This window comes from Faecalibacillus sp. TM498, from assembly GCF_020589955.1.
Taxonomy (GTDB): domain Bacteria; phylum Bacillota_I; class Bacilli_A; order Erysipelotrichales; family Coprobacillaceae; genus Faecalibacillus; species Faecalibacillus intestinalis.
In genome coordinates, this window is record NZ_JAJDKB010000007.1 from 34653 (window position 1) to 49816 (window position 15164).

13 protein-coding genes are annotated in these 15164 nt (G+C 35.0%); 12 read left to right on the forward strand and 1 reads right to left on the reverse strand.

Annotation, left to right across the window (positions count from 1 at the left end; all coding sequences use genetic code 11):
- Positions 1 to 3 precede the first annotated feature (3 nt).
- On the forward strand, positions 4 to 1551 hold the full coding sequence (guaA, locus tag LJD32_RS03580) for a glutamine-hydrolyzing GMP synthase (protein ID WP_032091310.1): 1548 nt from the start codon (positions 4 to 6) through the stop codon (positions 1549 to 1551).
- A 292-nt stretch (positions 1552 to 1843) separates the two neighbouring features.
- Here guaA and LJD32_RS03585 read toward each other — a convergent pair whose 3' ends face one another.
- Entirely contained in the window at positions 1844 to 2374 is a 531-nt protein-coding gene (locus LJD32_RS03585) for a helix-turn-helix domain-containing protein (RefSeq protein ID WP_009247529.1), read from the reverse strand.
- Between the two features lie 448 nt (positions 2375 to 2822).
- Here LJD32_RS03585 and LJD32_RS03590 point away from each other — a divergent pair, with 448 nt between their 5' ends.
- The 11 genes from LJD32_RS03590 (at position 2823) to LJD32_RS03640 (ending at position 15164) form a co-directional block, all read left to right on the forward strand.
- Complete coding sequence (locus LJD32_RS03590; RefSeq protein ID WP_009247528.1) at positions 2823 to 3011, forward strand: transcriptional regulator; 189 nt, start codon at positions 2823 to 2825, stop codon at positions 3009 to 3011.
- The gene (locus tag LJD32_RS03595; RefSeq protein WP_009247527.1) at positions 3012 to 4103 is read left to right on the forward strand and encodes a site-specific integrase; all 1092 of its coding nucleotides are present in this window, start codon (positions 3012 to 3014) and stop codon (positions 4101 to 4103) included.
- Complete coding sequence (locus LJD32_RS03600; RefSeq protein ID WP_009247526.1) at positions 4093 to 4428, forward strand: plasmid mobilization protein; 336 nt, start codon at positions 4093 to 4095, stop codon at positions 4426 to 4428. The genes LJD32_RS03595 and LJD32_RS03600 overlap by 11 nt, the downstream gene beginning before the upstream one ends.
- Positions 4418 to 5572, forward strand: coding sequence for an AAA family ATPase (locus tag LJD32_RS03605; protein ID WP_173680947.1), 1155 nt, complete (start codon positions 4418 to 4420; stop codon positions 5570 to 5572). The genes LJD32_RS03600 and LJD32_RS03605 overlap by 11 nt, the downstream gene beginning before the upstream one ends.
- Before the next feature lie 334 nt (positions 5573 to 5906).
- Positions 5907 to 7067, forward strand: a complete 1161-nt coding sequence (locus LJD32_RS03610) for a plasmid recombination protein (RefSeq protein ID WP_009247524.1) — start codon at positions 5907 to 5909, stop codon at positions 7065 to 7067.
- A gap of 26 nt (positions 7068 to 7093) precedes the next feature.
- A complete protein-coding gene (locus tag LJD32_RS03615; protein WP_009247523.1) occupies positions 7094 to 7471 on the forward strand; it encodes a TnpV protein in 378 nt (125 codons plus the stop codon).
- 453 nt (positions 7472 to 7924) lie between these two features.
- Positions 7925 to 9469, forward strand: a complete 1545-nt coding sequence (locus LJD32_RS03620; RefSeq protein WP_009247522.1) for an ATP-binding cassette domain-containing protein — start codon at positions 7925 to 7927, stop codon at positions 9467 to 9469.
- 84 nt (positions 9470 to 9553) lie between these two features.
- A complete protein-coding gene (locus tag LJD32_RS03625) occupies positions 9554 to 10051 on the forward strand; it encodes a nucleotidyltransferase domain-containing protein (protein WP_009247521.1) in 498 nt (165 codons plus the stop codon).
- 302 nt (positions 10052 to 10353) lie between these two features.
- A complete protein-coding gene (locus LJD32_RS03630; protein WP_227391857.1) occupies positions 10354 to 11292 on the forward strand; it encodes a LacI family DNA-binding transcriptional regulator in 939 nt (312 codons plus the stop codon).
- Positions 11293 to 11733: 441 nt separating this feature from the next.
- Positions 11734 to 13380 (forward strand): helix-turn-helix domain-containing protein, encoded by a 1647-nt coding sequence (locus LJD32_RS03635; protein ID WP_227391858.1) that lies wholly within the window; start codon positions 11734 to 11736, stop codon positions 13378 to 13380.
- A 374-nt stretch (positions 13381 to 13754) separates the two neighbouring features.
- Positions 13755 to 15164 (forward strand): Rrf2 family transcriptional regulator, encoded by a 1410-nt coding sequence (locus LJD32_RS03640; protein ID WP_227391859.1) that lies wholly within the window; start codon positions 13755 to 13757, stop codon positions 15162 to 15164.

Here is a 15164-nt window from a genome sequence, read left to right on the forward strand (position 1 = left end):
TTCATGAAAAGAGAATTAGTCATTGTCATGGATTTCGGTGGGCAATATAATCAATTAGTTGCTCGTCGTGTTCGTGAATGCAATGTTTATTGTGAAATCTATTCTTATAAAACACCTTTAGAAAAAATTAAAGAAATGAATCCTAAAGGAATCATTTTAACAGGTGGACCAAATAGTTGTTATTTAGAAGATTCACCAACTTATTCTAAAGAATTATTTGAATTAGGTATTCCTGTATTAGGTTTATGTTATGGTGCTCAATTAATGCAACATGTTTTAGGTGGAAAAGTTGAAAGAGCAGATGTAAGAGAATATGGTAAATCAATTTTATTAGTTGATCAACCACAATCTAAAATTTTAAAAGGTGTTCCTGAAACATCTACAGTTTGGATGTCACATTTTGATTATATTTCAAAAATTGCACCTGGTTTTGAAATTACAACACATACAAAAGATTGTCCAGTAGCATCTTGTGAAGATAAAGAAAAAGATTTATACGCAATCCAATTTCATCCAGAAGTTTTACATAGTGAATATGGTAAAACAATGCTTTCTAACTTTGTTTTAGATGTATGTAACTGTGCTGGTGATTGGCGCATGGATTCTTTCGTTGAAGAACAAATCAAAGCGATCAAAGAAAAAGTTGGTAATGGTAAAGTATTATGTGCTTTATCAGGTGGTGTTGACTCATCTGTTGCAGCCGTTTTACTTTCTAAAGCCATTGGTAATCAATTAACTTGTGTCTTTGTAGATCATGGTTTACTTCGTAAAAACGAAGGGGATGAAGTAGAAGCTGTCTTTGGACCTGATGGAAATTATGAATTAAATTTCATTAGAGTAAATGCGCAAGAAAGATATTATGAAAAGTTAAAAGGTGTTACTGAACCAGAAGCTAAACGTAAAATCATTGGTGAAGAATTTATTCGTGTTTTTGAAGAAGAAGCAAAGAAAATTGGAGCAGTTGATTTCTTAGTACAAGGAACAATTTATCCAGATGTTGTTGAAAGTGGTCTTGGTGGAGAATCTGCGGTTATCAAATCACATCATAATGTTGGTGGATTACCAGATCATGTTGATTTTAAAGAAATTATTGAACCATTACGTGATTTATTCAAAGATGAAGTACGTAAAGTTGGTTTAGAATTAGGAATTCCTGAATACTTAGTATTTAGACAACCATTCCCAGGACCAGGTCTTGGTATTCGTATCATTGGTGAAGTCAATGCTGAAAAAGTAAAAATCGTGCAAGATGCAGATGCAATCTATAGAGAAGAAATTGCTAATGCAGGATTAGACCGTTCAATCGGTCAATACTTTGCAGCTCTTACAAACATGCGTTCTGTAGGAGTTATGGGTGATGAGAGAACTTATGATTATGCAATCGCTTTACGTGCAGTTAATACTATCGATTTCATGACAGCAGAAGCTGCAGAAATTCCTTATGAAGTATTAAATAAAGTTATGTCACGTATTATAAACGAAGTTCGTGGGGTAAACAGAGTAATGTATGATATTACAAGTAAACCTCCAGGAACAATTGAGTTTGAATAAATCGAGTTGCTTAAAAAAGCCAGTGTTTATGCGGGTTTCAGCGATTTCGATTAGTCTTTTGATAACAAATTGATAACAGTCATAGCAAGTGCCATTATTCTTGTTATCCAGTGGTTTATGGGTAACGGAACAATTAACAGGTGGCTTGCAGACTAAAGTTCGGAGCTTGGCTCTGAACAAATTCCATATTATAAACTAAGCCCTTAGCTGTGGTTAATAACCATAGTTAAGGGCTTTTTTGTCGTTGCCAAAGCATCTGTAGGGAGCTGCCAGTGGCAGGTCCTGTAGGTGCTTATTTATCTTTCAAGTGGTCTTTGAATGCTTCCACGAGAGCGTCACTTAATTCCTGTGATGGAACTTTTGCCCAACGCTGTGTGGTGTCGAACTCTGGATAATGGTAACGCCAGTTATCGTATTCTTCTCTGTTGATTTCTTCGGAAGATAGCTTGTCTGCCTGTTCTTTCCAAGCATACAGCATTTTGAGGAGTTCATATGCTTCTCTGCCTTTGTCCTTGTTGACCTTTAAGCATACCTCTCCGTCTGCTTCACTGACAGTAAGACCGTAAATATCTTCAAGGGTAAACAGAGTGTGCATAAGACCGATATAGCTGTCTATGTCAGGAACATCAAGAGCCTGTGGAGAAACATCAAGCACCTGTGCCAATGCATTTGTAAGGTCTGCTTTCGGTTTGCGTGTACCAGTTTCGTACTGTGCCAAACGCACATCAGCACTCTTTTCTGGAAAACCGATTGCTGTACCGAGATACTTTTGTGTCATACCACGCATTAGTCTGAAAAAATGTATTCTTTCGCTGATAGCCATAATGATACGCTCCTTTTATATTTAGTGAAATAAGTATAGCAGAAATGTTTAGTGGAAGTCAAGAAAAACCGAAACAAAAATGTTTAATATTTTCTTTGCAACCACTTGACAATAGCAAATATGTTTAGTAAAATAAATTACGAATTAAACAAATATGCTTAATGCGACAACTGAATGACCGTCCGAAAAGCCAAACCGCCAAGACCTCGTCGGAGCAAGTTCCGTATCGTTCGCTTGTGTGCAAGCACAAAAGCTCATTCGCTGCACTGCTCCTCCTCTTCCCCAAAAGTCTCCGACTTTTCGGGAACCCCTATACGAGCGAGCGCCTGATGTACTGCGGTGCATTGGGACAGCACAGCGCCTGCCGACAAGCAGGAGTGCCTGTTGGAACTTTAACACGGAGAAAGCGGCAAGCAAAAAATTATTTTAAGAAAGGAAGAAAAAGGATATGGAAAACAGATTTATCCGAGCCGAAGATGTGGCTCAGGAACTAAACGTATCAAAACCTTATGCATATAAACTCATCAGACAATTAAATGAGGAATTGAAAGCAAAGGGCTTTATTACGATTGCAGGGCGTGTAAATCGCCAGTATTTTTACGAAAGGCTCTACGGAGCAGGAAAGGGGGAAATGTAAATGCCGGTATTTAAGAATGAAGATAACGGTACTTGGTATGTGATGGCAAGGTATGTGAACTGGAAAGGGGAACGCAAGCAGAAATGCAAGCGTGGCTTTGCTACCAAACGAGAAGCACAGGAATGGGAAAGAATGTTCAAATTGCAGACTTCTTCAGACCTTGATATGAGTTTTGAAGCCTTTACGGAGCTTTATATCAATGATGTGAAGAACCGTTTGAAGGAAAACACGTGGCTTACCAAAGAGCATATCATACGCACAAAGATACTTCCGTATTTCGGGAAACTGAAAATCAGCGAGATTTCCACAAAGGAGATTATTACTTGGCAGAATGAAATGCTTGCCTATCGTGATGAGAAGAAAAAGCCTTATTCACAGACGTATCTGAAAACGCTGCACAATCAGTTGTCCGCCATTTTCAATCACGCTGTCCGCTACTATGAACTGCGTTCCAATCCTGCGGCAAAGGTGGGAAATATGGGACGTGAGGAACACAAGGAAATGCTGTTCTGGACAAAGGAAGAATACAAGAAATTCTCTTTTGAGATGATGGACAAGCCTGTTTCCTTTTATGCGTTTGAAATGCTTTACTGGTGCGGTATCCGAGAGGGCGAGCTGTTAGCTTTGACTCCGGCAGATTTCAACTTTGATAAGGAAACAGTCACAATCAATAAATCCTATCAGCGTTTGAAAGGGCAGGATGTGATTACTTCTCCGAAAACGAAAAAGAGCAACCGCACGATTAAAATGCCGAAGTTTCTGTGTGAGGAAATGAAAGAATATCTCGGTATGCTTTACGGATTGAAGAAGAAAGACCGTATCTTTACGGTGACGAAAAGCTATCTTCATCACGAGATGGACAGAGGGGCAAAGGCGGCAGGCGTGAAGCGTATCCGCATTCACGATCTCCGTCACAGCCACATTTCACTCTTGATTGATATGGGCTTTTCTGCGGTGGCGATTGCTGACCGAGTTGGTCACGAAAGTATTGATATTACTTATCAGTACGCACACCTCTTTCCGTCAAAGCAGATTGAGATGGCAGAAAAATTAGATGATTTAGGGAAAGGAGATTTTGAAAATGTCAGCTAAGAACAGAGATAACAAAAATCGTTGGAGGAATATCACAGTAGGGTTTCGAGTATCGCCCGAAGAAAACGAACTCATTAACAGAGCTGTAGCTCTATCAGGATTGCCAAAACAGGAGTATTGTTACCGCCGTTGCTTAAATCAGGATGTGGTGGTACAGGGCAATCCGAGAGTGTATAAGGCGTTGAAAACGGAATTTGCCACAGTCCTTGCGGAACTGAAAAGGATTGAAGCAGGAAAAGGTGTGGATGATGAACTGCTGAGTGTAATAGAACTGATTTCCATTATTCTCGGCGGTTTGAAAGGAGAGGATGCGAATGGAGAATAAAAAAGAAATGACTATTCCAAATGTATCTGCGGCAACAGATGCGGAACAGTCACTTTCCAAATGTACTGACAATAGTATAGTCAATCAGGATACGGATTTCAAGGGGTACGAGCAATCTTTTGAAGAAATGCAAAGGGAAATACTCAGACAGTTAGACCCTTCCTATCTGAAAACAGTATCAATGACAACGCTGTATGATACGGTGTTTGAGGTTCAGACACCACTTATCGACGGTCTGCTCCAAAGGGGAACTTACCTTTTCGTAGGTTCCCCGAAAGTGGGAAAGAGCTTTATGATGGCACAGCTTGCCTATCATATCAGCACAGGCACACCGCTTTGGGAGTATAAGGTGCGTAAGGCAACGGTGCTTTATTTTGCCCTTGAAGATGATTACCCACGTTTGCAGAAGCGATTGTTTCAGATGTTCGGTGCAAAGGAGACAGGCAATCTGTATTTCGCAACGGAATGTAAAACGGTCAATGGCGGACTGGAAGAACAGATAAGAGGGTTTATGAGGGAACACCCAGACACAGGCTTGATTATCATAGACACCTTAAAGCGTGTGCGTGAAGCAGGCGGAGCAGATTACAGCTACGCAAGTGATTATGATGTTGTGGCAAGGCTGAAAGCGTTGGCAGACAGTTACAAGGTTTCAATGCTTATTGTTCATCATACACGCAAACAAAAATCGGAAGATATATTCGATATGATTTCAGGCACGAATGGTCTGCTGGGTGCGGCAGACGGTGCATTTGTTCTCAGTAAGGACAAGCGTACTTCCAACAATGCCACACTTGATGTTGCTGGCAGAGACCAGCAGGATATGAAAATCCATCTTGTAAGGGACAGCGAGCGATTGGTGTGGAACTTTGCAAAATCGGAAACGGAGATGTGGAAAGAACCGCCCGAACCTCTGCTTGAGAAGATAGCGGATACGCTCTTTTCGGAAAGTGACAGATGGGAAGGAACTGCTTCGGAACTTTGCGAAAGGCTTGCGGTGGATATAAAGCCGAATGTACTTTCTTTAAGGCTCAGTATCAACGCAAGCAGGCTGTTTCGTGATTACGGTATCCGTTATCAGAACAGCCGCACACACGACGGAAGAAAGGTTTCACTTTGGAAAGAAACCGAGCAGACGGCGTGACAAACGGTGTCAAAGGTGTCAATGTTTTTGAGAGCAGCACGCTGTGAAAAACATTGTCACCATCGTCACACTTTGACACCGGATAAAGTTTAGGGGAGTGTGCAGAGAGTGCCTTTTCAAAGGCGGCTCTTTGGTCTCGCCTGCTGGCTCGGTCGGTTCGCAGGCGTGTGTGCCACCGGCACACGCTCACCCCTCGGAGAGCCTTCGGAGAACGCAAAACCTGTTTACAGGTCGCATTTTTGATGGGTGTACCCGTCAAAAGTGCTTTTGCGTTACTTTTGACAAAAGTAACAAAACCTGAGAATGTTGAAATTTACAGATGGGAGATGAAAAAATGCAGAGAACGATAAGTGCAATGGTCGGTAAAGGCTCGGTCAATCACAATAGCCGAAAGTTCCGAGCAGAAAATGTAGACGGAACTCGTACTCATCTCAATATCGACTACTGCAATGAAAATATAAAGACAGTTTATCACGAATTGTTTGATGAAGCATTGGAAAGATACAATGCCAAGCAGATAAGGTCAGACCGAAAGATAAAAGATTATTATGAAAAAATCCGAAGTTCCAAGCAGGAAAAACCGTTCCACGAAATCATTTTACAGGTGGGCGGTAAGGGAAATATGAACGCCGATACGGAAAACGGAGAACTGGCAAAGCAGATTTTAGATGAATACTATCAGGGTTTTCAGGAGCGAAATCCACAGCTTCGGGTGTTCTCGGCTCATCTGCATATGGATGAAGCTACACCACATCTGCACATAGATTTTGTACCTTTTACCACAGGCAGCAAGCGTGGACTTGATACAAGAGTGTCACTAAAGCAGGCTCTTGCAACGCAAGGTTTTAAGGGCGGCAGTCGTGGCGATACGGAGTGGTCGCAATGGATACAGTCCGAAAAAGAACAGCTTGCGGCGGTGATGGAACGTTATGGGATTGAGTGGGAACATTTAGGCACACACGAAAAACATCTTTCTGTTTTGGATTATAAAAAGCAGGAAAGAGAAAAAGAAGTGGCGGCATTAGGTGCGAAAATCGAGCAGAAACAGATTGAATTTGATGTGTTGTCGGAACGAGTATTGAACTATGATAAGGCAAAAGACGAGCTGTCAAATCTTGAAATAGAGCTTGATACTGCACCGAAATATCAGTTGCCAGAACCAGAGAAATTTATGACTGCAAAGGCATATAAAACCAAAATGGCAGAGCCGGTTGTAAGGAAATTGAAGCAACTTGTCAAAACGGTGCTTGCCCGCTGCTTTGAGGGGTGGGACAACTATCATAGGCTGAATACAGCGAATGCACAGTTATACCGCACCAATCAGCGTTTGGAGAAAGTCAATGAAAGATTGACCGAAGAAAACAAAATCCTAAAAGCAGAAAATAAAGATTACAGCCTGCTCCGTAAGGTTTTTGGTCGCAAACAGATAGATGATTTGTTGGAGCAGGCAAGAACAGTTAAAGGTCGCAAGCGTGATAATACACGATCACGATAGACAAAAATCACAGGAGGAAAAGGAAAATGACAAAGACAATTTTTGAAGAAATGGGCGGAACTTATAGACAGGTGGGTGATTATTTATTGCCGAACATCACAGTACCAGCCGAAGAAGAAATAGAGCCGATTGGTTTATGGGGGAAACGACATGCAAGGCATTTAAAGGAACACTATAAAGTGTTATATATGAACCTGCTGACAAGCGGAAAGCTGCATAGTTATCTTGCAGAAGTCGATAAGCAAGCAGAGGATATGTTTCTTCGACTGGTAAAGGAATATGCCGACAGACAAGATGTGACGGAACAATTAAAGAAAGATAATCCCTACGAATGGATTGGAAGAATGAATAATATTCAGGCTTGTGTGAGGGAAGTTGTAGGAACGGAGTTGATTTACACATAAGCGTTTTACGGTATGGTGCTCCTGCGTTTGCTGGAGTGCTGTGGTTGTGGTTGTAAAGAGGTTGTGAAAGATTGAATTTCGTAATGGTTGGATGTATAATTAGGAAGTGAAAATTTTAATTTGCACTTCCATAAGGTGAAATGTATTGACACAAAAAATACAGTATGATAGTATTGCCATTAGAAGAAAGAAAGGCACATTTTGTGTAAGGTGAGGAAATGATTAATAGATAATTTGATTTAAGTAAGACACATATAGTTATTGAGCCTGTAGAGAATAGGTTTGTTTTGTGTACGCTTAAGTTGGATTATCGCAAGAGGCATTTCCTTTGTTTTCCTTTTGGAAAAGAAATAAGGGTCTATTTAGCGAGTCTATTTTTGCGTATGCAAAAAAGACTCGTTTTTGTGTGTTCAAAATAATAATTGGCTCAGACTTCGAAAAGGAGAAACTTTAATGTTGCAGATAAAAAAATTAAATTTAACACATAAAAAAGACCTGAGAATAATTCTTAATGATTTCAACCTTGTGCTAAATGATGGAGATAAGGCAGTTATTATTGGAGAAGAGGGAAATGGGAAATCGACATTAATGAAGTGGATATACAATCCGTCGCTTGTAGAAAACTATATAGAAGCAGATGGGGAAAGGATAATGGGACACGAACGTCTTGGTTATCTTCCGCAGGAGATGCTCGATGAAGATAAGGAAAAAACAATATACGAATATTTTTCTGAAGAGGAAATATTCTGGGAGAAAACGCCTAAAGAATTGTCTGTTATTGCGGGAAAATTTGGAATGAAAAATGATTTTTTCTACAGTAACCAGACAATGGGTAGTCTTTCAGGAGGCGAAAAAGTCAAGACACAACTTATGAGGCTTTTCATTCGCGATGTTTCTGTGCTGTTGTTGGACGAACCTTCCAATGACATCGACATTGCGACGCTTACATTACTGGAAAAAATCATAAATGACTGGAAGCACATTGTGCTTTTTATTTCACACGATGAAACGCTGATAGAGCGTACTGCCAACATGGTGATACATATCGAGCAGATTATACGAAAAACAAAGGCGAGATATACCGTGGCAAAGCTTCCCTATAGACGCTATGTGGAAGAACGGCTTCATAAATTTGAAATCCAAAAACAGCGGGCACTGAGTGACCGTAGGGAGAAAAAGATTCGCGATGAAAAATATCAAAGAGTTATGCAGAGTGTACAAGGTGCATTAAGAAGTTGTACCAGACAAGCACCGTCTGTTGCCAAAAACTTAAAGGACAAAATGCATACGGTTAAGGCAATGGAACGAAGATTTGAAAAAGAAGATGAAAATATGACTCAGATGCCGGAACAGGAAGAAGCAATCTTTGTCAAATTAGGGGATGAAAACTCACACATTCCCGCAGGAAAAACGGTCATAGAATATGAACTTTCAAAGCTTGTGACTCCGGATGGCAAAAGAATTTTAGCAGAAGGAATTCATTTAAAAATAAAAGGTTCAGAAAAAATCTGTATGATAGGAGCCAACGGGGCAGGAAAAACGACTCTTCTAAAAAAGATAGCGGAAGAACTCCTAAATCGGAATGACATTAAAGCAGAATATATGCCTCAAACTTATGAAGACCTGCTGGATTTGGATGTTACACCGGTTGATTACCTTGATAAAACAGGAGATAAAGAAGAGCGTACAAGAATTAGAACATACCTTGGTTCACTTAAATACACACCAGATGAAATGGAGCATCCGATTCGGGAGTTATCAGGCGGACAAAAGGCGAAAGTGCTTCTCTTGAGGATGAGCTTAAGTGGTGCAAATGTTCTTATTCTGGATGAACCGACAAGAAATTTTTCACCATTGTCCGGTCCGGTAATAAGAAAAATGCTCCGAGAATTTCCGGGGGCTGTCATTAGCATTTCTCACGATAGAAAGTATATTGAAGAGGTGTGCGATAAAATATATCAGCTAAATCCTAATGGATTACAGCTAATTGGTGATTGATAACAAAAAGGATGAAAGACTGACAAATTTCAGGCTTTTAGTGAGTTGGAAAGCATACAAAGATTTGAATTTGGAGGATAGATTATGGTACGTACAGAAGATGCATGTGAAATTATAAAATATGCTTTGCAAAACGAAATTAAAGTATATTTAGATGGCGGATGGGGTGTTGATGCACTTCTTAAAAGAGAATCAAGAATACACAATGATATTGATTTGTTTGTTGAACTGAAACATTATCATGATTATATTTATGTGATTAAGCAGCATGGATTTGAGGAAGTAAATACTGATTATACAACGGATGGTCATACTGTCTGGAAAGATGATAAACAAAGAATCATTGATTTACATTGTTTTGAATTTACAGATGACGGAATTGTTTATGAGGGAGATATATTTCCATCAAAAACTTTTTCCGGTATTGGAAAAGTTGGAGATATAACTGTTTCTTGTATTGAACCATTGAGTCAGGTAATGCTTCATTTGGGATATGAACACGATAAAAATGATGTGCATGATGTGATGCTGTTGTGTGAAACATTTCAAATAGCAATACCAGATGAATATAAGGAAAAGTAAAATTTCAGTTTTGTGTTGAATCTCTAAGCAAAATAGCTTATAATTTGACATGCTACATATAGTTATTATCCACAGTTATCGAGTAGGTGTTATCAATGCCGATAACAAAATGATAACATTAGCTCGTATAGGCAGGATAATATGGATATATCAAATAATCAAAAGAACGAGAAACATTACAGAGAATAATTCCTAAACAAAAAGCGTTAGTCTTTGTAGAGTTCGAATAATTGAAGTGAGATAGTTGGGGTTGTTATTGAAACAATCCCACTATTTTATATTCACTAAAAAGAAAAAATTCTATGAGTATTACAATTACACAAATCGCAAAACTTGCAGGTGTTTCTAGAGGAACCGTTGATCGTGTTATTCATCAACGAGGACGCGTTGCTCCCGAAGTAGAAAAGAGAATACGTGATATTATGGATGAAATTGAAAAAGGAAATCCATTTTTTCAATTGATTCATTCAGGAATGAAAGAAGCAATCTCTCAATTTAGAGATTATCCAATTTCAGTTGATTTTAGACATATTAATGGTGTAGACGAAGAAGAATATTTAAAGGTACTTGATGAATTAGAAAGCAAAGTAAATGCTTTAATTATAGCGGGGTTACAAACAAAACGTATTGTAGAAAAAGTAAATCAAATTGCAAAAAAAATTCCTGTTATGACTTTAAATATTGATTTAGAAGATTCTTATAGAATAGGTTTTATTGGAATTGATGATTATAAAGCAGGAACTTGTCTTGCAGGACTTGCGCATAATCTAACAAGGTCAGGAGAAAATATTTTAATTCTTTCTGGTTCAAAAACAATTCATTCACAATCACAAAGAGTCAATGGATTTCTTGATACAATGAAACAATATCCAGAAATTCTATTAAGTAATGTAATTTATACAGAAGATAAGCTTGAAATATCAAATAAGCTTTTAAAAGAAATTCTTTCAAAGAAATACTATAAGACAATTGTCATGGTAGATTCATGGCTTGCAAATGCGGGAGAAGTTGTAGCACAAACAGGTTATAATGATATCAATATTTTAGGATTTGACTTAATGCCACAAAATAAGGAAGCATTAAAACAGGGGAAAGTTACTTATATCATTGATCAAAGTGCTTATATGCAAAGCTATGAATGTGTACATAAAGTATGCGAACATTTGATTTATGGAACAGAACTTCCAAAAGGAAAAAACTATCTTCCTATTCATATTTATAATAAATATAATCTAGACTGATTCTTTAGGTTTTACAAAAGATGAAATTGGATTTTTATTTTTAAGAATTATTTGGACTTTTGACTTTATTAATTAGTAATTTTATTTTAAAAGTTTATAATGAGAAACATCATATTAAGTAAGTAATCTGAAAAAGATTGCTTATTTTTTTAATATCAACAAAAATCTATTTTTTGAACACAGTAGTTGTTTATGAGAATTTTTTTTGCAGTTATTGAAAATAATTATAGTTATTTTTAATAATATGTTATATATATTACTATATTGTGAATTTAATTTGTCTGTTATAGAGTATCATGTTATTAATGAAAAAATGCATTTTTTATATAAATCATAAAAAAATTATTTACATTATGCATGGTCTATAAATACAATTATTAAATAACGCAATATTAATGATGAAAAGAATATCATAAAATTCGTGGGGGGGGGAGAGAATAGATGGTATTATTGGTACAAGAAATGAAAGATTTACAAAGAAAATTCCATTTAAAACTGTTAAGTGAACAAAAAGGATTGGATAATGAAATAAAAGGTATTAAAATCATAGAAGTTGAAAATATGGAAAAGTACATAGAAGGAGGAGAAATACTTCTTACAAGTTTTTTCATATATGAAAGTTGTACAATTTCTCAGTATGAAACACATATACAAAATTTGATAGATAAAGGTGTATCTGGATTTATTATAAAAAATAGTGGAAACATAAAAAATTTTAATATCAAACTAGATATACTTAAAAGATTATGTATTGAAAATGAGATTGCCCTGTTTGAATTACTTCGACAAAATTATTATTGGGATATTATTAGATATATATTAGATAATGTTTTTGATCAAGAAATGGCATTATTAAAGTATCACAAAGTTACAAATGATAACCTTAAAGAATATATTTTCCATAAGGAGGCAACACCTAAAAATATTATAGAGCTTCTTTATACAATAATTGATAATCCAATTTCAATGTATTATGAAAATTTGAGTTGTCTTGCTACAACATATGAAGAAAAAAGTAGTTTTGATTTATTAGATAACATTAAAGAATATAGTCCAGAGATAAGATTGAGGTATAATTATTTAAAACAAGATGCTGGAAAATATAATCAATATATTATACCTATTACTTTTATAGGAAATATACCTATTAAAATTGTGATTGATGAAAAAAATAGAAAGTTAACAAATTTTGATTTTGTTGCGATTGAAAATGCGATTGATGCATTAAGGTATTCATTCACATTTGACTTTGCAAAAAACGAAATCCATAAAAAGTATCATCGAGATATTTTCTTTAATTTAGTAAATAGTCAGTTAAATTATGATGATACTACTGAAGCAGCCAATATGTTAAATCTTAAAGAGGATGCTTATTATCGAGTTGTATCATTTCATTCTATTCCAGAAGAACAAAAGGAAAAGTATTCTTTGGAACAATTAGATGAAGTTGACATTATTGCTGATCAAATATCAATGTTTTATCCTAAAGATCACATCTATAAAAATGTATCTCAAATTGTTATGTTACAAAAAATGGATTCTGATAATGAGGATGATGATAGTATAAGACGTTTAAATGAACTGATAGATATTGTAAAAAAAAGTATCAGCAAAAGAGACCAAAACACAAATTTTAATATTGGTGTAGGAGAAGTTGTTAAGGGATACAGAAACTTAAAAAGTTCATATAAGCAATCTAGAGTTGCTATGAAGTTTATGAAAATTGCAAAAAAAATTACTGGGGATATTAATAAATCAATAGTCTATTATTCTAAATTAGGAATATTTCAATCATTTATTGAGTTGGATGATGTGAATAAATTAAAAAAATATGTACCATCATCTATTATAAAATTAGATGAACATGATAGAAAACATAATACAGTATTATTAGCTACCTTGAGTTCATACATAAAAAATAATTTAAGTTTGAAAAAAACATCTGTAGATTTATCAATCAATTATCGTTCAGCTTCATATCGTATTCAAAAAATAAAAGAAATTTCTAATATTAATTTTGATGATAGTATAGAATTACTTTCAATAAGAAATGGATTAATAATTTTTGATATTATTAAGGTTTATTAGATTATTACGTAAAAGACGGTTATTACTATTAAAAACTGTCTTTTTTTATTGGAATGCTATTTTAATATACACTTTTTTTACAAAAAAAGTATTATTGATTTTCCTATTTGTTGCATTATAAAAATCATTATTAAAATTTAAAATAAAATTATAGATAAATTAATACTATTCTTATTGATCATATAAAACACATTTAAAACAGTTTTGCTTAGTTTGCGTAATAGGATGTAATCAAATAATAATGCTATGATATAGATTACGTATAATTTTCCTAGATAATATGTTGGACAGCTCATTAAGACTATATTTAACTTATTGAAAAATTAAAAGAAAGATGGAAGAATTAAAAATTAACTTAATTCTAGGTAAAAACTATGCAAATTACTAATACAACAGATTATGCGCATCGTATCATTGATTATTTATCTGAAAAAGGAAATTTAGCTACAGAAGCAGAATTAGCTGATAATTTAAAGATACCAATTAGAAATATTTCAAAAATAATGAATATTTTAAAAAATAACAATCTAATTAATTCTGAAATGGGATTTAATGGTGGCTATTTTCTTGCTAAGAATCCTGAAAGGATAAGTTATTTTGATGTTATCTCTGCAACTGAGTCTTCTATGAACTTGAATAAATGTTTAGAAAGAAATGGCGTTTGTTCAAGAAATTGTATAGAGACGTGCAATGTAAGGAAAGTATTATTAAAAGTTCAAGAAGATATTAATCAAAATCTTAAAAACATTACTTTTGAAAATTCATTTAATCAATCTGAAATCATTGAAAAAAGATATTTATTATTAAAAGTTGACCTAAACAGTTTAGATATGAATATTATTAGTATCAAATCTAAATTTAGTGATTTGTTTAATAACTATATGACATATGATGAGTTTTTATATAAATTTATCAATCATTGTGTTTCTAAAGAAGACAGAGATAGAGTAAAATCTTTTCTAATTAATTTTAAGAATAGTGAAAAATATTATCAAGATTCAAAAGTAAAATATCGCTCAGAGGATGGAAAAACATGGATGGATTTAGACAAGCATATAGATGATACGCAAATGGTATTGATGTTTAAATCATATGAGTACATTTATGAAAATCAAGACAAGACGAATATTTCTTATTTACAACAAGACATGATGATTGTCAATGAATTTTGGGATATGGTATCTTTATTAGAAACTGTGTTAGCTCATAATAAATTAGAAGATCATGAAAGCTTTCATAATATTTCTTTCTTTACAGAACAAATATATAAGGAATTACAATTAAATTTTCCAGAATATGGCATATTGGATAATGAAATTGAAAATATTTCTAAACTAGCAACTATTCATGATATAGGGAAAATATCTACGCCTTATGAGGTACTTAATAAAAAAGGAAAACTGACAAAAGAAGAAATGGATATAGTAAAAAAACATCCTGTAGATGGAGCTAATATGGCATTAAAACTACCGAAATGTAATTCAACAAAAAAACTAGTTCATTATGCTTATAATATATGTTTGTATCATCATGAAAGATATGATGGTCATGGCTATCCTAAAGGTCTTAAAAGTGATGACATTCCTCTTGAAGCTCAAGTTGTTGGACTTGCGGATGCCTATGATGCATTAATCAGTGAAAGACCATATAAAAGAAAAATTAATCATGGTGAGGCTGTGAGAATGATTGTTAATGGTGAGTGTGGAAGTTTTTCACCAAAAGTTATTCTTTCGTTTATTATTGCTTCTATGAATAAAACATGGATTGAAAAAGTAAATAAATAA